The following is a 22,358-nucleotide window of genomic DNA, read 5'->3' on the forward strand; positions in this document are numbered from 1 at the left end:
GATCCACGCCATCCTGACCGACAGAACAAACAGCCGGAGGCCACCGTTCATGCGCATTGACGACATGAGCATCGACCAGTTGCTGGAACTGAATCAATACATCTGCCGGCGAATTGATGAACTGCGTGACCGGGAGAACCTCCAGGCGCTGAGCCAGTTGCGGGTGGGCCTGAAAGTGACCTTCGAGAGCCGGGAAGGCCCCGTGCTGGGGATTGTCACCAAGATCAACCGCAAGAGCGTGATCGTGCTGGATGAGGATGGCAGGAAGCAGTACAAGGTCTCGCCGGAGTTATTGAGACCTCTCCGGGACGTGAAGTAGGTCAACTACGTCTTGGAATGAACGCTTACGTTAGTGCTGGCTCTTGATGAATTGAAACCGGCTTGCGTTATTCATGCCGCTCCCTCCTGATTAGTCACGCCACCTAGCTTATGCCATCGCTACCTCTCAATGCTTGTACATAATTGCTAATCGGCTGTGAGAATAAGCGCTCAGTGTCAGGTTAGTGACCAGGTAGATTATGATGGGGGAAGCTAACCTCGCGAGCCTTTGCGGTTGTGCAAAACCGGCGTGATAACCTTGGTGCTATATGTAAAAAGAAGGAGAAGACGTGCACCAGTTAGCCGCCCAATGGGTAGTGGGATTACTGAGAGACAGAAATATCCCTTTTCAAATCTGCGGAGGGCTCGCAGCAAAGGGGTATGGATCTAAACGAGCGTTGAACGATATTGACCTGTTCGTACCCGGCGAGCATTTTGCAGCTGTGGTGCAGGCTGGCCAAGCGAACATATCCAAGCCCGCCACGCACTACTGCGAAGAGGGCTGGGATTTAACCTATGTCCAGTTCAAGTATGAAGGCATTAAGGTGGAAGTTGGCAACGCCGACGGCGCGCAAATTTTTGATGCAGCCAGCCAGGCCTGGGTGCCGCTCAATATTGATTTTGCCCGCTATGAAACAGTGAATTTACTAGGCCTGGAGCTTCCTTTGATGTTCAAGGATGACTTGATCCGCTATAAGTCGGTGCTCTCAAGACCGGTCGATATCGACGATATTCGCGCCATAAGATAGGCAATCTCCATTTCACCATCGCCCTCAAGCGACGGGCACAGTGCCGCCATCGATCACGTACTCCGTTCCCGTAATAGTGGCCGCCAGCGGTGATGCCAGAAACCCAATCAAGTTGGCCACTTCTGCAGGCTTCGAAGGGCGGCCAATCGGGATGCCACCCAGCGAATTCATGATGATCTGCTTGCCGCCTGCGTAATCGGTGCCTGCCTCTTGGGCAATCCGCTCGGCTAGCGCAACGGCGGCTTCCGTCTCGATCCAGCCCGGCGACACCCGTACCACGCGCACCCCTTTGGGTGACACCTCTTTTGACAAGCTCTTACTATAAGTGGATAGCGCCGCCTTGGCAGCCGCATAAGCCGTGGTTGATTCGGGCAGGGGGAGTTCACGCTGAATGGAGGTCACGTGGATAATCACCCCATCGCCTTGGGCCAGCATGCCGGGCAGCAGGGCGCGATCCAGCCGCACGGCGGGAAACAGGTTGATGTCGAGCTCTTGCTGCCACTCCTCCTCCCCAAGGGCAGCGAACCCGCCGCCGGGGGCGGATGAACCACCCAGTACGTGAACGATAATATCGACGCCACCCAAGCGTTCGTTGACCGCATCGGCTACCGTGGCACAGCCTTCGGCCGTCGTCAGGTCAGCGGTTACAAACAGCTCATCGGGCAGGTCGGCGGGGCGAGTACGGGCGGTTGTTAGCACTTGCGCGCCTTCCTCGCGAAAGAGTGCCACCGCGGCCGCGCCAACCCCTTGGCTGCCCCCGGTGATCAATACGCGTCGCCCGTTCAAGTTCAGGTTCATTAGTGGATCTCCAATGACTGGATTTGCGACTCGGCAAGCTGGAAAGCGTGGTCAAGTTGAACCGGGCTGCCGGGGAAGTTGCCGGTCACGGTGGCGGTAACCACCATCGTGTTGCCTTGTTGGGAAACACTGACCGGCTCGACGCGATACTCAATCTTGTCGCGGGTGGCGCGCATCCAGGCTTGAATAGCGGGTCGCCCGCGGTGCGTCTCGCCTTCGTCGAACACACAGGCATCTTGAGTGAAGCAATCCGCAATGTGGGTGGCATCCGCACCGTTGCTGATGCTGAAGTAAGTAGTGATCGCGTCTGGCAGTGACAAACTCATGATGGTCATCTCTCGCAGGGGGTAATATGCGAGAATCTTCTGCCTAGACTGACGCGTTATCAAGAACGCACAAAAAGGTAAGTGGCTCACCCATGAGAAAGCTTTATACGCCCGCTACCGCCGCAAGCGATGTGGAAAATGTATTAAAAATGCTGGAAGGGCGCTGGAAGCTCATTATTCTCTTTCATCTCTTCGATGGAAAAGTGCAGCGCTACTCCGATTTAGGAAAACTCATCCCCGATATCTCCCAGAAAATGCTCGCCCAACAGCTGCGCCAGCTGGAAGCGGATGGCATCGTGGCGCGCAAAGTCTATCCCCAGGTGCCGCCGAAAGTGGAGTACCGCCTGACCGAATGGGGGCAAACGCTCTGCCCGGCGCTGGATGCCTTATTGAAATGGGCAGAGCAGAGGGATCACTTCAACAACCCTGACGAGCAGAACGAACAAAACGATGCCGCCACCCAATGAGAACCGCCTGATGCACTACCGCATCATGACCATCAACGACGATGACGCCGCCATTGCTCTGTAGAGCGAAAGTGAAGGCGTGCGGCTGCACGATGCCGAGTAACGCTCCAGTGAAGCTTGCGGGGGCGGGTCTCAATAGCACCTATTCTTAGCTGCCCATACGCCTTCCCTGGCTCTAAAGATGTCACTCGTTTTTCACTGACATATATGGCTGACGAAAGTGGAAACTGGCGGTTGCCGTGCAAGCGTCTCCGGGCAGATGACGCTCAGGTTCTTGGCCAGCCCGGCATCACTGACCGGGATAGCACACAAAGTGCCCGCTCGGATCTCCGCTTCGACGCAAGCCGCCAGCACCAGTGATACGCCCAGGCCTGCTTTGACAGCCTGTTTAACCGCTTCGGTACTGCCCAGTTGCATTGAAACCTTCGGGAACGGCCCTCTTTCGCCGAAGAAACTCGCCAGCAACCGGCCCGTACCTGTTCCGGGTTCACCGCCCAGCAGGCTCATTCCTGCGAGGGTTTTCCGGTCTATTTCATGCCATTCCGCACAGGGGTGATCGGGTGAAGTAATTAACACCACGGGCTCCTGTCGCCAATCCATTGCCTGGAAGCCAGATTTCGGGTGCCACCACTCCATCACCGCTATATCCAGCTCGCCGCTAGTCAGTTGTCTAGCAATGTTAGGATTGTTATCAATCACAAGATCCAGCTCAGGTACCGCCGGAATGTTCTTGAACGTGCTCACGTAGGGCTGGAGCATGTAAATACCGATGTTGGAACTTGCCCCTACGCGTAAACGCGTACCGCTAACGACTTCTCGAGCACGCTCGTCCAGTTGCAACATACTAAGCGCAAGCGGCATAAGCGCCAGGGCTGCTTTGGTGGGCTCGCAACCCGTTTTACTGCGGCGTATCAACAGGGCACCTAGCTGTTCTTCGAGCTTTTGAATGTGCTGTGAAAGCGTGGGTTGTGCGATACCGAGAGCTTGGGCGGCGGCCTGAAAACGTCGGTGCTGAACCAGTGTGGTAAAACTTTTCAGCCAGACCAAGTTCAGCATGGAGTTGTCTCAGTGATAGTGGGCGAATTAGCCGCATCCTGAGGGCATTCTCCTTGTAACGCTTGAAGAATGTTGTCGGCAGCACGCTGTTCAATCATCAGCCGCACATCCTGGACGGCAGAGCCAATGTGTGCCGTAAATAGCGTGTTGGGATGTGCTCGCAAGGTGGGGCAAATCTCTTGCGGGCGATCCTCTCGAGCCCAATCTTCCATTTCAAAAACATCCGCTGCGTAGCCGCCTAACTGCCCTGACTCCAATGCTTCCAAAACGGCAGCTTCCTGCACTACAGAACCCCGGCATGGGTTGATCAAAAAAGCGCCTGGTTGCATCAGGGCCAAGCGCGCAGTGTTCATGGTATGCAGGGTTTGTTTATTGAGCGGCAGGGCCAAAATGACAATGTCGGCTTGCCCGAGCAGCTCTTCAAGCGACTTGCGCGCCACGCCTAGCGCGGCCTCCTCAGCAGCGGGCAAGGCGTCTGGCTGAGAATACAGCAAGCTCGCGCCCCACCCCTGGAGCCGTGTTGCCACTGCCTGGCCGATGGGACCCATGCCGACGATACCCACGGTCGCGCCGGCAACCCCCAGCCCATAAAACGTGGGCTGCCATCCCTTGAACTGGCCGGAACGAACGTACTCATCGGCCGCTCGGACATGGCGGATTAGGCTAATGGTTAGCCCGATGGTTAGCTCAGCCGTTGGCACCGTCAGCAGATCCGGCACGAAGGTCAGCCAAACGCCATGACGCGTACAGGCCTCCACATCAAAATTATCGTATCCCTTCAGGGCGGCACCAATAACTTTCAGCTTGGGACAGCCCGCTAGAAATTCCTCGCTGACCTGGTCCGGCATAAACACCATCATGGCGTCTGCGGTTGCCGCGCGGGCCTTTACCTCGGCGGCGGTCAAGGTAGTGGCTGACTGGTTGGTGATCACTTCACAGTGTTGTTCCAGCCTTTCCAACACACTGTTGTGTACCCGGTGGGTAATGAAAACCCTTGGTTTCATTTGATTTCCTTACTTGAATTTCTTACGAAGATGGCCGCTAAGGCTATCCACCATCGTCACCATAACGAGTATGACAATCAGGATGGCGCTGACTTCCTGGTACTGCATGACGCGTAAAGAGCCCATTAGCTCGAAGCCGATCCCGCCAGCCCCCACCATGCCCATCACCGTAGAGGCGCGGAAATTGTATTCCCAGCGGTAGATAGAGACATCAGCAAACTGCGGAAGCACCTGCGGGAGCACCGCGTGCCAATGAACCTGTAATCGCGTCGCGCCAGCGGCATTGGCGGCCTCTACCGGGGCTGGGTCGACATGCTCGATCGCTTCGGCAAAGAATTTACCCACCATGCCGATAGAATGAAGGCCGAGCGCGAGCACGCCCGGTAAGGCGCCAAACCCCACGGCAGCAACGAAAATAATGCCCATAATCAGCTCGGGCACCGAGCGAAGAGCGTTCAGCAGCGTGCGGGTTACGTGGAATACCACGGGGTGGGGCGAGGTATTGCGAGCGGCCAGGAACGCCAGGGGTACGGAAGCAGTGACCGCTATCGCCGTGCCGGCAATGCTCATGGCAAGGGTATCGACCAGCGGCGCTATCCAATCCATGGCGTTGGTAAAGTCGGGCGGTAGGGATTCTCCCATTAGGGTAGCGATGGCAGGCACCCCGTTGGCCAGGGTGCGAAAATCCAGCAGATCTACATACCAACTCGCCAGAAGAACCACTGCCAGCACCAAGCCCGCTTGGAAGAGCTTGCTCCGCCAGCCGCGGGCGTGTTCGTCCAACACGGCGTCAGGAGAAAGCGATGAAAGGGGTGGCGGCACTGTTTTGGACGGATTCATCATGCCCCCTTACATCTTGCCGAAGTCGAGGTTGAGCAGACTACCCATTTCCCGAATCACATCGTAATCGGCGTCCGTGATAACGGCGAAACCTTCGGCTTTTAGGTTGTCCAGAATCTCTTCATCATCGATGCTGATGAAGGCATCCTGGATCTGCTGCTTGAGTTCAGGGTCCAGGTTGGAACGCATCGCCCAAGGGTACTGAGGGTACTCCCCGCTGTGACCCAACACCCTAACCTGGTTGCGGTCTATCAGGCCGCGGTCCATTACGTGCTCAAAGATCACTTCCGATAGCCCGCCTGCATCCGCATTACCATTGGCCACGTTCACCGCCACGGCATCATGGGAGCCAACGAAATGGGCTTCATAGTCCTCGCCTGCTTCCAGCCCCGCCGATTCAAGCAGCACGGTTTTGGGAATCAGGTGGCTTGACGTAGAGGCACGGTCGCCATAGGCCATTTTCATGCCTTCGATATCCGCATAGGACTCAACGCCGGAATCGACATTGGCAATAATGATGGAGCGATAGGTGGGCTTGCCATCCACAATCATGGCGGCAAAGGGTTCGATCTCACTTTTGCTTCTTGCCATCACATAGGAGAGCGGGCCGAAGTAGGCGAGGTCGATGCGACCAAAGCGCATGGCTTCGATCATGGAGGAGTAATCCGTGGTGACGATTAACTCAATTTCTTTCCCAAGGGTACTTTCAAGATACTCTTTCAATGGCTGGTTGCGTTTGATCAGTTCAGAAGCGTTTTCATCGGGGAGTAGCGCGACTTTTAATAGATCCGGATTTGGATCAGGGTCCGCCGCCAAGGCCGGCATGGCGATTCCAAACATAAGACAGATGGCAAAGAAAAAGCTGAATAGCGGTTTCATTGGGCAATCTCCAGTTTTATCGGGGAGGGAGTGGTGGTTTGAGGGTTGGGTTCGGTGGTCTCAGCGGCGTCGGTCACAGCTCCGCGCGTGCCGTGGTAGATCTCGTTCAGGTGGCGTTGCTGTAACTGTGAGGGGGCCGCATCGAAAACGATTTGGGCATTCGCTAACCCGATAATGCGGTCAGCAAACCGCTGGGCATACTCCAGCTGGTGCAGTGAAATAATGGCGGTAATACCATCCTCACGGCATATATCTCGCAGTAGCGTTAGCACTCGCTCAGAGGTTGCCGGGTCAAGGCTGGCCACTGGCTCGTCCGCCAATATCATGGCGGGCTGCTGCGCCAAGGCACGCGCAATGCCCACCCGCTGTTGCTGCCCGCCGGAGAGTTGATCGACCCGGGTAAGCGCTTTCTCGGCCATGCCTACGCGGTCCAGGCAGTGCAGAGCAAGCGCCTGTTCCTGCCTGGGTAGCGGAAACAAACTGCGCCAGGTGCTGTGGTAAGCAAGCCGACCGGTCAGCACATTCTGGAGCGCCGTATGGCGTTCAATGAGCTGATGGTGCTGGAAAACCATGGCGGTTTTGCACCGATGGCGGCGTACCGTAGACCGGGTTTCGAGCGCACCTAGCTCGGCCGAGATCACTTTGCCAGTGCTGGGCCGCACCAAGTGGTTGAGAGAACGCAGTAACGTCGATTTACCCGCACCGGAAAGGCCGAGTAGTACCGTAAACTCCCCTTTGTGGAAATCGACGGTGGTGGGGCGGAGTGCGAGGACATTCCCAGGATATGTCACCCCCATTTTCTCGATGCGGAGCATTAAGTCAGAGGATTGAATAGGCTCCATTGGATCACCTTCTGCAATGTATAAGCTCACTTTATTGTGACTTACAATGCAACGGTAGCCCGCCTAAGTGACAAAGCTGTGTCGTTCAGGTGATAAGTTAATGACTATCCAAGGAGCGCAGGTAGCCAGTCAAACGGCTCAGATAACGCTTCTCTAGACCAATATCGTCACAAAACGAGGCCCACCAAGGCTGGGCGTACCGATCCGATATTCTGCTCTATTCGTTTGTTAATGGAGATAACCACAACGTTTAACCAAGCTGAGCCTCAATCGCGGCTTTATCAATGACCGACCAGACCTCCCTAATCTTGCCATCGCTAAACAGGTAGAACGCGTTTTCGCAAAACGTCACGTTTTTGCCATCCACCGCAAGGCCAAGGAAGCTACCTTTGGGTGTGACATCGAATCGCAACCTGCACGCGACATGGGGTGAATCAACGGCCAAAAGCTCAATGTTAAAGTGAAGATCCGGTATCTGCTCGTAATCGGCTTCCAGCATGGCGCGATAACCATCAAGCCCTAGGCGCCTGCCGTTGTGGTGGACATCGTCATGCACGAACTGGTCAAGGTTCGTCCAGTCTTGATTATTGAGGCAGGTGATGTAATCACGGTAGGTTGCTTCCAGGTCACGTTTGTTCATCCTGGTTCTCCTTTCTTGGGCAGGCGTGAAGGCATTCGCCAAGGGTATACAGGCTCAGTATCATAAGCAGCCTAAACCAAACCACAGAAGTCATCATTCATGTCGTGCCCACCTTGCCCCCATTGCCAATCCGAATTCGTCTATCAGGATCAAAGCCTGTTCATCTGCCCCGAATGCGCTCACGAATGGAACCCTTCTGAGGCTGAGGCAGAAGAGACCGTGACGGTAAAAGATGCCCACGGCACCCTGTTAGCGGAAGGCGACAAGGTAACGATGATCAAAGACCTCAAGGTCAAAGGCAGCTCATTGGTACTCAAGGTGGGCACCAAAGCGGTTATCAAGCGGCTCTTGGATAGCAAGAATCACCAACTGGACTGCAAGGTCGACGGCGTCGGCGACATGATGGTGACCGCCCACTTTGTGAAAAAAGCTTGAATAAGACCCCGGAATTCTTCGATTCACCACACGACGCAGTAAGCTGAGGCTCACCCACCATCACCACTTCACTCAGCGTTTAAGCGAAGCGTGTTTTCGGGTATCTGGTTCTAGGGCAACAAAATCAGCTCTAAGGCCTTTGACAGCGGGTTGGAAAGTATTCAAAAGCGCTATTTCCTTTCGATTTATTTAGCTAAAGTAAGACTAAAGCTTATCTGCCGGAAGGCCTTCAATGACTGATTTGATAATCCTGAGAGATTTCCTGGCCCTTTGTGAAACCAAGAGTTTTAGCCGCACGGCTGAGCATCGGCATGTTTCGGTTTCAGGCTTGAGTCGTCGTATTCAAGGCCTTGAAGAGTGGGCAGGCACCACGCTGTTTGAGCGGCGTAAAGGGGAGCTAGTGCTGACGGAGGCAGGGCAAAGCCTGCAAATGGTAGCTTCACAAGCGCTTAGCGCTTTTGATCAATTTCGCCGCTCCGTTGCTGATGATATTAACGATCAGAAAAGGCGGATACGATTTTGCTCACCACACATTATGGCTGCGATATTTTTTCCTCACTGGATGCCGCGCTTACAAGAGCAGTTCACACAGGCAAAATTTAGCATTGATGCTAATACATTGCCGGAGTGCCTAGCCACTCTAGATCAGGGAGAGGCCGACTATGTAACGGCACTATTCGATGGTGAACACCTTATTGCAAGGCGTTTGGGAGTAGAGAGTGATAGTTACACTTCAATTGAGCTAGATACCGAGTCTCTCATCCCTGTTAGCGCACCAAATGCCGCAGGTCAGCCACTGTTTAATTTACATGCTGCAGATGGCTCCCCACTCTCATTTTTGAATTATTCCCAAGAGTGCCATTTGGGTTGGTCGCTGAGTGCCATGCTGGTGAATCAAGGTTTGAATTTACAGCAACACCATGATGCTGGTCTTGCTGATAGTTTGCGTCATATGACGTTATCAAGATTGGGTGTTGCGTGGCTTCCCTATTCGCTAGTGCGGGAAGACCTTGGGGCTAAGCGGCTTGTTCGAGCGGGAGGTGCCGCTTTCGATGTGCCATTAAAAATCACCTTGCTGAGACGCACAGCGCCCCTCGCAGCAGAAGCCCAGCGGTTATGGGATGGGCTGCTGGAAATGAAAAATGTAAGAACCTTCTCTGAGGTTGTTTGAACGGCATTCCACGCTTCATTGCAATGTTGGCAATTTTTTCGCCTCTTTTATTCGGTAACGCAACCTAGCCAGAAAAGTAGCGGTGCTTGCTGATGTGGCAACAGGCGTTGCGATATCGTCGCGGCTTAGCGCCCAAAAAGGGTTAATTCTTAGGAAAGGCTCAATGCGCTGAGAACCCCTATGACGACAATGCTGCCTATGGCTTCTGCTCACAACTACCGCTGGTTCATTCTACTGATAGCCACCCTGGCTCAAGCAGCGGCATGCTTTTTCGTTCAAGGCATCGGGGCCATCAGCGTTTATATACAGGCAGATATGGCGCTCTCTGCATTTCAGATTGGGGCGCTGGTCTCTGCTGCTCAACTGGTGCCTTTAGTCGGGCTGTTAGTTGCCGGCGAGTTGCTGGACAGGTTCAGTGAACGCTTAGTGGTAGGGGTGGGAACCCTCGTAGTGGGCATCGCGCTAAGCGCTGCCGTGCTGGCTGAGAGTTACTGGGCAATGCTGCTGTTTTTGGTCATCGTAGGGGCGGGCTACAGTACCGCCCAGCCTGGCGGTAGCAAATCGGTAGCTGCTTGGTTCGATAAATCCCAGCGCGGTTTTGCCATGGGGATTCGTCAGGCAGGTTTGCCGCTCGGTGGGGCGCTGGCGGCGATCGTACTGCCAACCGTCGCTATCACCTGGGGGTGGCGCGCCTCTTTTCTGGTGGGTGGGCTGATTGCAATCTTCGGGGCGTTGGTCTTTATACTTTTTTACCGTACCCCTGGTGGCGTGGTGCCGGTAGCAAGAGCCTCTGAAGGTAGCGTAAAACAAGTCGTCTTATCGCGATTGGCAATGATTCGTGAACCGGCCATGAAACAGATCATGGCGTCCGGTATTAGTTTGATCTCGGTTCAGTACGGCATTTTGATTTTTACCGTGCTCTATCTGCATAGCCGCTTGCAAATGGAGGTACTGCAGGCGGCGGCGCTGCTATTCGTAGCCCAAGGGGCCGGGGTTGCCGGACGTATTTTGCTGGCGGCCTGGAGCGACCGCTGTCGCTCACGCTATTTTCCGGTAATGGGGTGCATGGTGGCGGTGATAGTAGGGCTGCTGGTATTGGTTTGGCTACCGCTTCACTCAACGCTCATGCTGAGCGGTTTGATGGCCTGGCTAGGCTTTTTTGGTTTTGGTTGGTACGGCCCTTGGGTAGCTTATGTGGCTGAGTCTGCACCTGCTGATAAAACCGGCTTTGTGCTGGGATTGGCTATGGCGATTAACCAACTGGCGATTGTATCGATACCACCACTCCTTGGGTGGCTGTTAGATATAAGTGGCAGTTTTATGCTCGGCTGGAGTCTGCTGATCGCCATGACGTTATTGGGGCTATTAATGACCATCCAGCGGCAAGGAGAAATTAATGAAAGCGATCGTGTTTGACGTATTTGGCACTCTTGTTGATTGGCGCTCCAGTTTGATTCATCAGTTCAATGAGCTAGAGAAAGATCTGGGGATTGAGCTGCCTAGTGAAGTGCTGGCTGATCAATGGCGTCAGCTTTATGCGCCTTCCATGGACAGGGTACGCAGAGGGGAAATCCCCTGGACGGTATTAGATGATCTGCATCGAGAAAGCTTAGTCAAACTACTCAATCAACATGGGATTGCGCTAGACGAAGCGACCATTGATCGCGTCAATTACTTTTGGCACCAATTAGAGCCCTGGTCCGATGTCCCGCATGGCCTACAGCGCTTGAAAGAGCACACCATCATCGCAACGCTGACCAACGGTAATGTCTCATTAATGGTCGATGTTGCCCGTCACGCCAAGTTACCGTGGGATATGATTTTTTGCGCCGAGTTATTCGAGCACTACAAGCCTGACACTGAGGTCTACTTAGGAGCTTGCCGTCTGCTACGCCTACCGCCTGAAGAGGTAATGCTGTGTGCGGCACATAATGCTGACCTGCGTGCTGCCCGTGCACTGGGAATGAAAACGGCGTTTATACCCCGGCGCACAGAGTATGGCCCTCAACAGAGCAAAGATTTAGAAGCAGAAGAAGCATGGGATTTTGTGGCTGAAGACCTCGTCGCGTTGAGCGAGCGTCTAATAGAGTGAGCCAACAATGCATGCCGTTAGGGCTGGATAGCATTTGTTGAGATAGTGGCAGCTATAGGTATTGAGTGTTTGAGCAGTGAGCTTATCCCCAGGCTTTATTTAATGGTAGAACGAGCAGACGCGCGAACACTGCGCGTCTAGTAACATCTTTTTATCGTAAGGAATGCAAAATGCAGTTAGCTCGATTTTTTGTCGCCATCATGTTGTTTTTTTCATATCGGTTCAAGCGGTAGCAACTGATTGGACTCCACCTGATAATCCTGATTTGCTTCAGATCTTACATGAGGCGCGACTGGATATGCAGGCCAAGCGGTACGAGTCTGAGCTGGAAAAGCATTTTTGGTTTCACGAGAATGCAGAGCAAATAGATGAAAGTATCTCTGCAGTCAGAACATCATTTGCACTTTATGACTGGGTGAGGCTCGGACAAGAATATCCACCGGCCATGGATGAACTTCTTCAGGTGAGAGGAGGCCTGATCACTAAGTTGATCAATGAAGAGTATGATCGAAATGCATTTCGCGATCTTGTATCAATAAATGCAGTTCTCAATGAGGATTCAAAGACAACGGAAATCTTTAAACTCCTCGACTCGGAGCAACCAGAGGCTGCCAATAGAGCTTTCAATTTCGCGCAACCGGCGTTGATCAAGGATAAAGAATATGAACTGTATGTGAAATACGTCAATCCACAGCATGACTTTCTACGTATGAAGCATAGCTTTGAAAGCGGCATGCTAAGCGCTAACAACTCAGATTCTAATACTTCTAGATCCGATTTCTATATTAATTCATTTCGCAATAAAGCAGCGACATTAGTTGCAGTTCTTGTGGTTAATGACCGCGAATTAGAAGCAGCCGAAATTTCTACATTAGCGAAGGAAGTGCTTGATGACCCACAATTTCATGAGGAGTTGGAGGATACGTTAGCTGGGACTGTACCTGTTCCTTGGCCTTAAGTTAATAAATATGGCAGCAGGCCGCAAACAACCCCGGGAGGTCTTTGATCAACTTCACTGATCAGCCAGCTACCCCATGCACGACGCAGTGAGCTGTAGTTCATCCAACAGCCTTAGGCAACTCCAGGTGTTTGTATGATCGAATGAGCTATAGGAGTTAATCCTCTGCTGTCAGCATGAAGGCTTCTACAGCAATTATTAGACGTGCTACTTACCTGATTTTTTTACCAAAACGATGATAAGAGTATTTGAAGACCAGGATTTTGAAGCCATAGAGGAAATTTACACCCTCGCCAAGCTAGATGAGTTCCGGTTTGAGCGAGGCCCGTTTGAGCTGATACCGCTTCGGCAAGACGAGGAGCGCCTACGAGGGCTGATGGAATCAGTGATATTTGTTTATGCTGATAAGGGCATTCGTGGGTACGGGGCAGTTTACGAAAATGAGATTCGCACGCTGCTTGTTCACCCGCTTTTTCGCCGCCAAGGCGTCGGTAATCAACTGTTTGGTCATATGATTGCCTGGATCGGAAGACCCGTTACGCTCTGCGTCGCAAGAAGCAACGTGGCGGCAAAAGCGCTCTATCAGCAATATGGTTTTAAAGTGACCGAGGAGTTTGAGGCCTGCTACAACGGTAAGCCGGTGTTAGCCAATAAGATGGAGCAGTCCAGCACTATTTTTGGAAAATCTAGTGCTGACACAGCGTTTTCTAGAAGCCGTACAAGGTAGATATCTGGAGCCGATCCAGTCTTGTTTTTTATACGGCAAAGCCGTATATTTAAGCAATGCTATTCATCGAAACGTCTACGTTCACCAAGCTATTACCGAGTTATCTTACGGATGAGGAGTACCGTGGGCTGCAAACGTATTTGTTGCAGAAACCAGATGCGGGCGACCTTATTAAAGGGTCGGGTGGTGTTCGTAAAGTTCGTTGGTCATCAACAGGTTCGGGAAAGAGTGGCGGTATCCGAGCTATCTATTATTGGAAGAAATCTGACCACGAGATATGGATGCTCACGCTGTATAGTAAAACGGAGCGCGCCAGTATCCCTGGGCACATGCTCAAGCAGATAGCGGAGGCAATCAAAAATGGTTAAAAGAAATCTCGGAGCAGAGATACTCGACGGCATTAATGAGATAAAACATTTCAAGAAAGGTAGGGGAGCGCTGCGCACTAACGAGTTAGCAGAGCCCTCGCCACCCAAAATGATTCGGTTGAAACTGAACCTATCTCAATCGGCCTTCGCAGGGCTTTTGGGAGTAAGCATACGTACCCTTCAGGACTGGGAACAAGGCCGTAGAGAGCCACAGGGCCCGGCCATTGCTCTTTTGCGTATTGCTGAACAACGCCCGGAAGTCTTTGATCAACTTCATTGATCAGGCAGCCACCCACCTCACGACGCTGTAAGCTGAGGCTCATCCACCACCACCGCGTCACGCAACGTTTCAGCGAAGCTTGCCAGGGCGGGTGTCCAGGACTCTGGTTCGGGGGCGACAAAATAGGTATCGACATTGGCGATGGACGTGGGCAGTTCCAGCGTATGAATCCCGAACCGGTGCTGGTGGGCTTCAACCGTCCCACGGGGTAGCACCGTGTAACCCATCCCGGCAGCAACGCAGCCAAGCATCGCGTCCAGGGAGCCGAACTCAAAAATCCGGCCTGCATTGACGCCGTAGGAAGCCAGCAACAGCTCAATACGCTGGCGGTAGCTGCACCCCTGGCGAAACGCCAAGAAAGCAGACGTCAGCAGTTCTTGTGAAGAGGGCATTCTCGTCATAGGTGTTGAGCCGACTAAGACAAGCTGCTCGCTAAATGCTTTGAGCAAGTGGTAGCGGCCATGCTCGAGTCGCCCGGCCACGAAGACACAGTCCACCTGCCCGTTAAGCAACAACTCGACCAGCTCAGCCGTGGGCCCGGTCTTTATCTGGATATCAACGTCAGGCTGCGCTGCGTGGTACGCCGCCAGTATCGGCGGAAGGCGCAACGCCGTCGTGGTCTCCATGGCGCCTATACGCAGCCGCCCACACGCCTTCTCTTGGCCTTTGAACAGCGATACCGCTTCGTCGTGGGCTGTCAGCATGCGCTCGGCGTACTCCACCAGCGCCGATCCGGCACTGGTAGGGCGAACGCGTCCTGCACGGTGAATCAGCTGTACGCCTAACTCTTCCTCAAGTTTCTTGATGTGGGCCGTCACATTGGATTGCACCGTGTGCAGCTGCTTAGCCGCCGTCACGAAGCTGCCGGTTTCGGCTACGGCCATGAATAGTCGAAGTGATTTCAATTGCACACGCCGTCTCCCTGTCAGGCTATCTTTAAACAAGATAATAGCGATCAAAACTAATCGTTTCTAGAAATAGCTCCTCACGCGTAGTCTGGTTGTGTACTAACGCGCTGCCCACCTTGCCCGAAAGGCGGCACGAAAAGGACACCACATGATGACTCGAACACTCACTAGCCACGACCTGCCTGCCCTGATGACAGGGATAATGGCGACCCTGGCGGGGATTGGCATTGCGCGCTTCGCCTATACGCCGCTATTGCCTGCGATTATTCAAGAGGGTTGGTTTACCGCGAGCCAAGGCGCCTACCTGGGGGCCGCCAACCTGCTGGGGTATTTTATCGGTGCACTCGTAGCTCACTCGCTGAGTGAGCGCTTTTCTCCTCGCTTGGTGATGGCCGCAAGCTTTGCGGGTATCGCGCTAAGCTTTGTGCTCTGCGCCGGGGCAGGTGGTTTCCTCTGGTTCTTCTTCTGGCGGTTGGTGTCGGGCATTGCCGGGGCCATCTTAATGGTCGTTGGTCCCTCGCTGGCGTTGGCGGCCACACCACCTGAAAGGCGAACGCGTGTTGGTGCCATGGTGTTTACCGGTATTGGCTTTGGGGCACTGCTTTCGGCCTTCATCGTACCGTTACTTCTTGGGTTAAGCCTGACAGTCACCTGGGGCACGCTGGGGCTGCTCTGTATTGCCGCTGGCCTTTTGTGCGACTGGGGAGTGGCGCACTTAACCTCACCCATAACGGCTAGCTCGGTGGGTAATAGCTCCACAGGGTATGCGGGTGTAAAGGTCGTTGTGCTGCTTGTCATTGGTGCTTATGCCCTGGATGCGATTGGCTTTGTGCCCCATACCGTGTTCTGGGTGGACTATCTCGCCAGGGAAAACGCCCTGGGCAATCAAGCGGCTTCCCTGCAGTGGGGAATCTTCGGGTTGGGCGCCTTGTGTGGGCCGTTCATGGTAGGCGCACTGGCGCATCGAGTGGGTTGGCAGGGTGGCTTGATGATCGCCTTTGCGGCGAAGGCTGCCGCTGTTTTGCTGCCGGTGTTCTCGCTCGCACTGCTCAGCCAGTCGGTTTCCTCCTTCATGGTAGGGGCAATGATCCCCGGTATTGTGGCACTCACTTCTGGCCGCCTTGCTGAGTTGGTAGGGCCAACCGCCCACAAGAAGCTCTGGGGGCAAGCCACCGCCGCCTTTGCAGCCGCCCAGGCGGTGGCGGGCTATGCCATGTCGGCGCTTTATGGCGCTTGGGGCAGCTACACGCCACTGTTTGCCATCAGCGGCCTCATCCTCGTCGCTGGCTTTTTGCTGGTGCTGCTTAGCCATGGCGTACAGCAGCGTCACTCGCATCTTTCTGCCCAGCAACCTACACAGCAATCTTCAAATCCAGGGAGGCAATAATGGAACTCTACCTAAACGCAACCTCGCCCTATGCGCGCCTAGTGCGCATCGTATTACTGGAAAAAGGCCTGATGGACGCCGTGACGCTAAAGTGGTGCGACCCCTGGGCAGATGATGTAGATCTGTTAAAAGCCAACCCCGCCGGGCGTATTCCCGTGCTGGTAACGGAGGAGGGCACCACGCTTAGCGAATCAATGCTGATTGCCGTTTACCTGGATAGCGTTAGCCCCAACAAGCCGATGATTCCCAAGGCTGGTTTAGGTGAGGTGCTGCACCTGGCGGGGTTGGGTCAAAACCTGATGGATGCCGCGTTCAATACCGTGATTGCCAGAAAGCATTACGGCAATGGGATTGATGATAGCGAGCTGGGGCAGAGGCGTTCGCGGGCCATTCAGCGGCTATTAAAGCAGCTGGACGGTGAGCTTGGCGAAATACAACAGACCTCAACTATCAATCTGGGTCACATCGCCACCGCAGTGGCGCTGGATTATCTCGCCTTTAGGCTGCCAGAGGTGAACTGGAAAAAAGACTACCCGCAGCTTCTGGCATGGCACGCTAGCGTTACTGCGCGAGAGAGCTTTCAACAGACGGCTTTCTGTTAGGACTTTCTATTAGGAGAAGTGGGGATAAAGCGAGCTCAGTGCTGGATCTCAGCCCGCAACTTTTCCACTTCTTCAACCGGCAGTTCTTCAATATCCGCGATCATCTGATCATCCATTTCGGTGCGAGCAATCAGCTTACGGGCTGCGTTGCGTTTGCCTTCCAAGGCACGTTGCTCGGCTTCTTGACGCCCTTCCAGACGACCTTCCTGACGCTCTTTTTGCACCAGATTTTCTAAGTTTTCTGCCAACATGTCTTTATCCTCCACCAAACTGTTGAGCCGCTCTAGATTAACTTCTGCACCAAGCCGCTGCAGATGACGCTTAATCCAGCGCGTGATGACCTTATCAATGCGTTCTTTGTTCGGATCCGCTTTGATAATGGCCACAATACGATCAACGGCTAGTTGCAGGGCTTCCCAACTCTCACCGGCGTTTTCGACGCTGAACACACCGCTTAACGGTGTCTGAACTAAGCCTAGCTGTTCATCAGTATAGCGCCCTTCATCGACTAGGTAATAGCGTAGGTGGGGCTGGTAAATCTGAAGAAAGTCGGGCGGTTCTGGGGTGATCATCTCGAAGATGTCTAGCGGTGCCGTCCATCGCTCTGAGCCGTTATACAACACGACAGGGAGCACGGGCGGCAACCCTTGGCTGGGCGTGATGATCTTCTGTTTGAATAGTTCGCTATAGAAACAGGCGACGTAGTGCAGTAGTCGAATGGGCATAGTGCGATCCACCGAGGACTGAAACTCCAGCAGAATATACAGAAATACTCGTTGGGTGAGGCCTTTCCATTTCACTTCAACCGACCACACCACATCTTCAATCTTCTCTTCAAAAAGCGGCGTAATGTAGTTGCCGCTGTGGCTCTTTAGGGTGGAGAAATCCATCAGCTTAGCAATCTCAGCAGGCGTAAAGCCTTCGATCAACTGTTGCACGAATTCGGGGTAGCTAAACAGCTCCTTGTAGCCGGTATCATGATGTTTGTGAATGGTGCCCACCATGAGTGCTCCTTATTCAATGTGCCTAAGCGAGTGCATCGCAAAAAACAATATACCTAAGAATAAATAGCGGGGGCTTGGCAAGCAACTGTTGTCGGGTTGGCGTTAGACACTGCCTGCATTTGATATATCCAGCCCTTATCACCCATGCCAGACTGCATATTCAAAATAAGAATATTAAATTATTCTTTTATTCTTTTTAGGAAATTAAGGATGCACTAAAATGGTGCCCTTTCTGAGCCAGGCCGCTGGGCGCTTGCCGCCGTGTTAGGCCAAAGATAGGGATGTCACCATGAGTGAGCCAGCAAGTGATCAAGAGGGGGCGCACTTTAAGCGCAGTATGCAGACGCGCCATTTGGTGATGCTCTCACTGGGAGGCGTGATTGGCACCGGCCTGTTTTTGAGTTCCGGTTATACCGTGCAGCAGGCTGGGCCTATTGGGGCAGTGTTGGCCTATCTGGTAGGTGGCATTGTTGCTTGGCTGGTGATGATGTGCCTGGGCGAGCTGGCGGTGCATATGCCCAATTCAGGCGCCTTCAGCGCGCATGCCACCCGCTATATTGGCCCCGGCACCGGCTATATGGTGGCCTGGATGTACTGGCTCACCTGGACGGTGGCGCTAGGTTCCGAATTTACCGCAGCGGCGGTCTTTATGGGGCGCTGGTTTCCCGATATCCCCGGCTGGTACTGGAGTGGCTTGTTTGCGGCGATTGTCTTTGGCGTGAATGCGTTTACCTCGCGCTTCTTTGCCGAGTCTGAATTCTGGCTCTCATTGATCAAAGTGATCGCGGTGGTGGTGTTTGTGCTGGTGGGGGCGGTGGCGATTATTGGCTGGGTACCGCTGCATGATGCCGCTGGCGCTGAGGTCGCCTCACCGGGGCTATCGGCACTATGGGGAGAGAGCGCCATGCCGCCCAACCTGATGGCCATTGGTACCGCCTTACTGGCAGTGATGTTTGCTTTTTCCGGCACCGAGCTGATTGGCATTGCCGCCGGAGAAACGGTAGACCCGGCCCGCAATGTGCCCAAGGCGATCCGCGCGACCCTGTGGCGATTGATCCTGTTTTTCGTCGGCACCATTGTCGTGATTGCGGCGCTGCTACCCCAGGATCAAGCCGGGCTCAGTCAAAGCCCCTTTGTGGCTGTGTTCCAGCGTCTTGGCGTGCCGGGTGCAGCCGATATCATGAATTTTGTCATCATCACCGCGCTGCTGTCGGCGGCCAATTCCGGGCTTTATGCCTCGTCGCGCATGCTATGGACGCTCGCCGACCAAGGCACCTTGCCCAAGTCGCTTGGCCGACTTAACAAGCGTGGCATTCCGATGAATGCCCTGCTACTCAGCATGGTCGGCGGCCTGGGCGCGCTGTTCTCCAGCGTGTATGCCCCTGAAACCGTCTATTTGGTGCTCGTCTCGATTTCCGGTTTGGCCGTGGTGGTGGTCTGGATGGCGATTGCGCTTAGCCAGTTTAACTTCCGGCGCCACTACCTCCGTGAAGGCGGGCAACTGAAGGATCTGGTTTATCGCACCCCGTTCTACCCCTGGGTGCCGATTATTGCTTTTGCAGCCTGTCTGGCCGCGTGCATTGGCATTGCCTTCGACCCGCATCAACGCGTTGCGCTCTATTTCGGTGTGCCTTTCATTGGCCTGTGCTACCTGATGCACTTTGTGCGCCACCGTTCGGCCTCCCAACGTTCTGAACATTCGCCCAACGCCGTTGAGGAAAACGCCGTATGAATGAGTTGAATCCCATTAAAGCCCTGTTGGCCGACGTGCCCTTTATGGTCATCGACGGTGCCTTGGCCACTGAGCTGGAAGCGCTAGGCTGCGACCTCAATGACGCCCTCTGGTCGGCGCGCCTGCTGGCACAGACCCCGGAAAAGATTCGTCAGGTTCATCAGGCTTACTTTGAAGCCGGTGCCGATTGTGCGATTACCGCCAGCTATCAGGCCACCGTGCCAGGTTTTATGCAGGCGGGGATGACGGCAGAAGAGGCGCGGGCGTTGATTCAGCTGTCGGTTACGCTGGCGCAGCAAGCGAGAGATGCGGTATGGCAGCCCGGCCAAACCGACCGTCCCAAACCACTGGTGGCCGCATCCGTAGGCCCTTATGGCGCGTATCTGGCGGACGGCAGTGAATACCGGGGCGGCTATGATCTGGATCGCGCTGGATTGGTTGAATTTCACCGTGAGCGTTTTGACCTCTTGCTGGCGGCGGGGGCTGATTTACTGGCCGCTGAAACTTTGCCCTCACTGGAGGAAGCGCTGGCGATCACCGATTTGCTGGCCGAGCATCCGGGCGCGCAGGCATGGATCACTTTCTCGGCGAAGGATGGCCAACACATCAGCGATGGCACGCCGATCGCAGAATGTGCGAGGGCCCTGGCCAAGTGCCCAGGCGTAGCGGCGATTGGTGTGAACTGCACGGCGTTGGCCCATATCGAATCGCTGATTGAGGAAATCCGCCTTGAGTGCGATCTGCCAGTGTTGGTGTATCCCAACTCGGGGGAAGTGTACGACGCGGTAACCAAAACCTGGCACCCGTCCCAATGCGATCATACCGGTGCCGATCTTTCCGGATTGGTACAAGGAGTTGAGCACTGGCTTGAAGCAGGCGCGTCAGGCATTGGCGGATGCTGCCGGACGACACCGGAGGATATTCAAGCGCTGGCCCAGTGGCGGAGGTCGCGCTAATTTAGTTAGGCCTTAATGCTGAGTCTCTGCCCGTAACCTTTCCACCTCTTCGACGGGCAGTTCTTCAATATCCGTGATCATCTGATCATCTGATCATCTGATCATCTGCTTCGGTGCGAACTTATAGTGTCGGCTGATAAAGTTGAGCCTCGCTTAGTGAGCCGCTTTCCAAAGCGCGCTGCTCAGCTTCTCGACGCTCTTCTTGACGTCCCTCCTGACGCTCTTTTTGCACCAGATTTTCCAGGTTTTCTGACAACATATCTTTATCCTCCGCCAAACTATTGATCTGCTCCAGATCCACCTCATGTGCATGGTGCGATCCACCAAGGATTGAAACTCCAGGAGAATGTATAGAAATACTCGCTGGGTGACGCCTACCTGGGCACACCGCTCATTCGAAGCCGCCTTTCGTTCCCAAGCATTAAAGAACAAGTCACATGGACAAATCATTCTTCGGTGCTAGGCTGAATACTAAAATATTAATAACACCATAATGACACGGCTCATGCGCAGAGTGCCCACACGGCACGCACTCTGCTGAATTCCACCTCACCATACTCCCGCATGATCGTCGAGAGTGAGTGAGGAGCCATCTCCCTAGAGTTGACCAGATTCGAATGAATAGCGTACGGCTACGTTTCTTACCTTAGGAAACAGCGACAAAAATAGCAGATCAAGAATAACAAGGGGGAGTTGAAATCATGCCTACCCAACAACCGAGATATACCCCTGCTGTACTCAAAGAGCCTGCAAATTACGGCGTTCTTGAACAGCTGGCGGGAACCTGGGTCAACTACAACCCAGACAACAAAACGACCGGGTGGGGATTACATACCACTTGCCTGCCTTCCCCAGGAACCAACTCCGAAACCATTCCCGGCAAGTTTCATTTTCTCTGCCAAGACTATAAGGAGGAGCTTACCTTTACGTTAGTCCCCGGCGGAGTACGCAACCGCGGTGGCGCCAACGAGCAGTTCAGCGGAGCGGTAAAGTACGAACAGAGTATTCATGATCTCGATGGCAACCTGCTTCATGACGAAAACGGTATGTACCTCTGGTTGAGTACTCTTTACAACCATCCCGCCGACGACGAATCCATCATGACCGATATCGGTTATCCCGAATTATCGGCGGGCGCCGGCTCCGACGGCCCGGTGTATGTGCCTCCTTATACGGTCTCCCGCAGCGGCACGATTCCCCATGGCAGCACTGTGTTGCTGTTGGGTACAGACTCCGAAAAGAAGGGGAAACCGGAATTTCCCCATGGCACAGCCGCCTGGGATCCCAATCACCTGGCCATCTCACCAAGTATGGGGCTGGCAGGCACCACCGCTGACACCCCCATCAATCTCGATGAACCGGCGCCGCCCTGGGTTCACGACCCCAGTCTTGCGGAGAGAGATCCAAGCGGCAACAGAACCTACACACAGCGCATTTTGGCCGACGATCACTACCCCTATTCGGTGCGTCCCGATCTTCGCTTGCGCGATGCCATTCAGGATCAGGAGATCAAAAGCTTCGTACTGATTGAGATGCGCACCCGGGAGGCTGGCGGATCCGAGGGTGGACTATTGAACACCCCATTCGTAGAGCGATTTGCTCGCGTAACCGAGATGAACTTGCGGATGTGGATTGAGACTGTCTTTGAAAACGGCCAGGAAGTTCTGCAGTTGCAGTACGAGCAGATTCAGTATTTTGAATTTCAATTCGGCACTGATGGCGGCACGACCCGCTGGCCACACATTCAGATCAACACTTTACGCAAAAAAGCGTAAGAGTACGCCTGGCCGCACGGGGCCTCGACGCCGTTAATGACGGC

At 54.1% G+C, this 22,358-nt stretch carries 26 protein-coding genes; 15 read left to right on the forward strand and 11 right to left on the reverse strand.

Translation table 11 applies throughout. From position 1 onward, the window contains the following. Together HALA3H3_RS16140 and HALA3H3_RS16145 are read left to right on the forward strand one after the other, a co-directional pair. The coding region (locus HALA3H3_RS16140) for a hypothetical protein (RefSeq protein WP_238326089.1) at positions 1 to 319 on the forward strand (319 nt) is incomplete at its 5' end. 289 nt (positions 320 to 608) lie between these two features. Further along, a complete protein-coding gene (locus tag HALA3H3_RS16145; protein WP_022522618.1) occupies positions 609 to 1,067 on the forward strand; it encodes a hypothetical protein in 459 nt (152 codons plus the stop codon). A gap of 24 nt (positions 1,068 to 1,091) precedes the next feature. Here the strand turns inward: HALA3H3_RS16145 and HALA3H3_RS16150 are convergent, their stop codons facing one another. Both HALA3H3_RS16150 and HALA3H3_RS16155 read right to left on the reverse strand, forming a co-directional pair. Further along, positions 1,092 to 1,865 carry an SDR family oxidoreductase gene (locus tag HALA3H3_RS16150; RefSeq protein WP_022522619.1) on the reverse strand — a complete coding sequence of 258 codons (774 nt, stop codon included), beginning with the start codon at positions 1,863 to 1,865 and terminating at the stop codon, positions 1,092 to 1,094. Then, entirely contained in the window at positions 1,865 to 2,191 is a 327-nt protein-coding gene (locus HALA3H3_RS16155) for a nuclear transport factor 2 family protein (protein WP_022522620.1), read from the reverse strand. Before HALA3H3_RS16155 ends, HALA3H3_RS16150 begins: the two co-directional genes overlap by 1 nt. A gap of 92 nt (positions 2,192 to 2,283) precedes the next feature. Between HALA3H3_RS16155 and HALA3H3_RS16160 the strand changes: the two genes are divergently transcribed. Beyond that, positions 2,284 to 2,658, forward strand: a complete 375-nt coding sequence (locus HALA3H3_RS16160; RefSeq protein WP_022522621.1) for a winged helix-turn-helix transcriptional regulator — start codon at positions 2,284 to 2,286, stop codon at positions 2,656 to 2,658. Positions 2,659 to 2,853: 195 nt separating this feature from the next. Here the strand turns inward: HALA3H3_RS16160 and HALA3H3_RS16165 are convergent, their stop codons facing one another. From HALA3H3_RS16165 to HALA3H3_RS16190, 6 genes are all read right to left on the reverse strand, one after another. Further along, positions 2,854 to 3,714 carry a LysR family transcriptional regulator gene (locus HALA3H3_RS16165; RefSeq protein ID WP_009287603.1) on the reverse strand — a complete coding sequence of 287 codons (861 nt, stop codon included), beginning with the start codon at positions 3,712 to 3,714 and terminating at the stop codon, positions 2,854 to 2,856. Continuing rightward, positions 3,708 to 4,718: a phosphonate dehydrogenase gene (locus HALA3H3_RS16170; protein WP_022522623.1), complete on the reverse strand. Its 1,011-nt coding sequence runs from the start codon at positions 4,716 to 4,718 to the stop codon at positions 3,708 to 3,710. Before HALA3H3_RS16170 ends, HALA3H3_RS16165 begins: the two co-directional genes overlap by 7 nt. Positions 4,719 to 4,727: 9 nt before the next feature. Next, positions 4,728 to 5,558 (reverse strand): phosphonate ABC transporter, permease protein PhnE, encoded by an 831-nt coding sequence (gene phnE, locus HALA3H3_RS16175; protein ID WP_027960098.1) that lies wholly within the window; start codon positions 5,556 to 5,558, stop codon positions 4,728 to 4,730. A 9-nt stretch (positions 5,559 to 5,567) separates the two neighbouring features. After that, positions 5,568 to 6,437: a phosphate/phosphite/phosphonate ABC transporter substrate-binding protein gene (gene phnD, locus HALA3H3_RS16180; protein WP_022522625.1), complete on the reverse strand. Its 870-nt coding sequence runs from the start codon at positions 6,435 to 6,437 to the stop codon at positions 5,568 to 5,570. Continuing rightward, on the reverse strand, positions 6,434 to 7,279 hold the full coding sequence (phnC, locus tag HALA3H3_RS16185) for a phosphonate ABC transporter ATP-binding protein (protein WP_022522626.1): 846 nt from the start codon (positions 7,277 to 7,279) through the stop codon (positions 6,434 to 6,436). The genes phnD and phnC overlap by 4 nt, the downstream gene beginning before the upstream one ends. 250 nt (positions 7,280 to 7,529) lie before the next feature. Continuing rightward, positions 7,530 to 7,919, reverse strand: a complete 390-nt coding sequence (locus HALA3H3_RS16190) for an ester cyclase (RefSeq protein ID WP_022522627.1) — start codon at positions 7,917 to 7,919, stop codon at positions 7,530 to 7,532. 99 nt (positions 7,920 to 8,018) lie between these two features. On the opposite strand from HALA3H3_RS16190, the gene HALA3H3_RS16195 reads away from it, so the two are divergent. The 7 genes from HALA3H3_RS16195 to HALA3H3_RS16230 all read left to right on the forward strand — a co-directional run bounded on the left by HALA3H3_RS16195 (position 8,019) and on the right by HALA3H3_RS16230 (position 13,950). After that, a complete protein-coding gene (locus tag HALA3H3_RS16195) occupies positions 8,019 to 8,354 on the forward strand; it encodes a zinc ribbon domain-containing protein YjdM (RefSeq protein WP_022522628.1) in 336 nt (111 codons plus the stop codon). Between the two features lie 232 nt (positions 8,355 to 8,586). After that, on the forward strand, positions 8,587 to 9,525 hold the full coding sequence (locus tag HALA3H3_RS16200) for a LysR family transcriptional regulator (protein WP_022522629.1): 939 nt from the start codon (positions 8,587 to 8,589) through the stop codon (positions 9,523 to 9,525). 180 nt (positions 9,526 to 9,705) lie between these two features. Continuing rightward, positions 9,706 to 10,941, forward strand: coding sequence for an MFS transporter (locus HALA3H3_RS16205; RefSeq protein WP_022522630.1), 1,236 nt, complete (start codon positions 9,706 to 9,708; stop codon positions 10,939 to 10,941). Then, entirely contained in the window at positions 10,922 to 11,617 is a 696-nt protein-coding gene (locus HALA3H3_RS16210) for a haloacid dehalogenase type II (RefSeq protein ID WP_022522631.1), read from the forward strand. Before HALA3H3_RS16205 ends, HALA3H3_RS16210 begins: the two co-directional genes overlap by 20 nt. Positions 11,618 to 11,780: 163 nt before the next feature. Beyond that, positions 11,781 to 12,575, forward strand: coding sequence for a hypothetical protein (locus HALA3H3_RS16215; protein WP_141224479.1), 795 nt, complete (start codon positions 11,781 to 11,783; stop codon positions 12,573 to 12,575). Between the two features lie 235 nt (positions 12,576 to 12,810). Further along, the gene (locus HALA3H3_RS16220) at positions 12,811 to 13,302 is read left to right on the forward strand and encodes a GNAT family N-acetyltransferase (RefSeq protein WP_022522633.1); all 492 of its coding nucleotides are present in this window, start codon (positions 12,811 to 12,813) and stop codon (positions 13,300 to 13,302) included. A gap of 360 nt (positions 13,303 to 13,662) precedes the next feature. Continuing rightward, the gene (locus HALA3H3_RS16230; RefSeq protein ID WP_022522635.1) at positions 13,663 to 13,950 is read left to right on the forward strand and encodes a helix-turn-helix domain-containing protein; all 288 of its coding nucleotides are present in this window, start codon (positions 13,663 to 13,665) and stop codon (positions 13,948 to 13,950) included. A 17-nt stretch (positions 13,951 to 13,967) separates the two neighbouring features. Here HALA3H3_RS16230 and HALA3H3_RS16235 read toward each other — a convergent pair whose 3' ends face one another. After that, the gene (locus HALA3H3_RS16235; protein WP_022522636.1) at positions 13,968 to 14,861 is read right to left on the reverse strand and encodes a LysR family transcriptional regulator; all 894 of its coding nucleotides are present in this window, start codon (positions 14,859 to 14,861) and stop codon (positions 13,968 to 13,970) included. Positions 14,862 to 15,006: 145 nt separating this feature from the next. Here HALA3H3_RS16235 and HALA3H3_RS16240 point away from each other — a divergent pair, with 145 nt between their 5' ends. Together HALA3H3_RS16240 and HALA3H3_RS16245 are read left to right on the forward strand one after the other, a co-directional pair. Further along, positions 15,007 to 16,245: a YbfB/YjiJ family MFS transporter gene (locus HALA3H3_RS16240; protein WP_022522637.1), complete on the forward strand. Its 1,239-nt coding sequence runs from the start codon at positions 15,007 to 15,009 to the stop codon at positions 16,243 to 16,245. Beyond that, positions 16,245 to 16,847 (forward strand): glutathione S-transferase N-terminal domain-containing protein, encoded by a 603-nt coding sequence (locus tag HALA3H3_RS16245; RefSeq protein WP_022522638.1) that lies wholly within the window; start codon positions 16,245 to 16,247, stop codon positions 16,845 to 16,847. Before HALA3H3_RS16240 ends, HALA3H3_RS16245 begins: the two co-directional genes overlap by 1 nt. 35 nt (positions 16,848 to 16,882) lie before the next feature. Here HALA3H3_RS16245 and HALA3H3_RS16250 read toward each other — a convergent pair whose 3' ends face one another. Beyond that, positions 16,883 to 17,851 carry an Rpn family recombination-promoting nuclease/putative transposase gene (locus HALA3H3_RS16250; protein WP_022522639.1) on the reverse strand — a complete coding sequence of 323 codons (969 nt, stop codon included), beginning with the start codon at positions 17,849 to 17,851 and terminating at the stop codon, positions 16,883 to 16,885. 289 nt (positions 17,852 to 18,140) lie between these two features. Here HALA3H3_RS16250 and HALA3H3_RS16255 point away from each other — a divergent pair, with 289 nt between their 5' ends. Continuing rightward, positions 18,141 to 19,583: an amino acid permease gene (locus HALA3H3_RS16255; protein ID WP_022522640.1), complete on the forward strand. Its 1,443-nt coding sequence runs from the start codon at positions 18,141 to 18,143 to the stop codon at positions 19,581 to 19,583. Beyond that, a complete protein-coding gene (gene mmuM / locus HALA3H3_RS16260; RefSeq protein WP_022522641.1) occupies positions 19,580 to 20,539 on the forward strand; it encodes a homocysteine S-methyltransferase in 960 nt (319 codons plus the stop codon). The genes HALA3H3_RS16255 and mmuM overlap by 4 nt, the downstream gene beginning before the upstream one ends. Before the next feature lie 121 nt (positions 20,540 to 20,660). On the opposite strand, the gene HALA3H3_RS27135 is transcribed toward mmuM, so the two are convergent. Beyond that, positions 20,661 to 20,798: a hypothetical protein gene (locus HALA3H3_RS27135; protein ID WP_162484071.1), complete on the reverse strand. Its 138-nt coding sequence runs from the start codon at positions 20,796 to 20,798 to the stop codon at positions 20,661 to 20,663. Between the two features lie 442 nt (positions 20,799 to 21,240). Here HALA3H3_RS27135 and HALA3H3_RS16270 point away from each other — a divergent pair, with 442 nt between their 5' ends. Continuing rightward, entirely contained in the window at positions 21,241 to 22,314 is a 1,074-nt protein-coding gene (locus tag HALA3H3_RS16270) for a peroxidase, FMP-type (RefSeq protein WP_022522644.1), read from the forward strand. Positions 22,315 to 22,358 lie beyond the last annotated feature (44 nt).

It is taken from the genome of Halomonas sp. A3H3, assembly GCF_000982975.1.
GTDB classification, from domain to species: domain Bacteria; phylum Pseudomonadota; class Gammaproteobacteria; order Pseudomonadales; family Halomonadaceae; genus Vreelandella; species Vreelandella titanicae.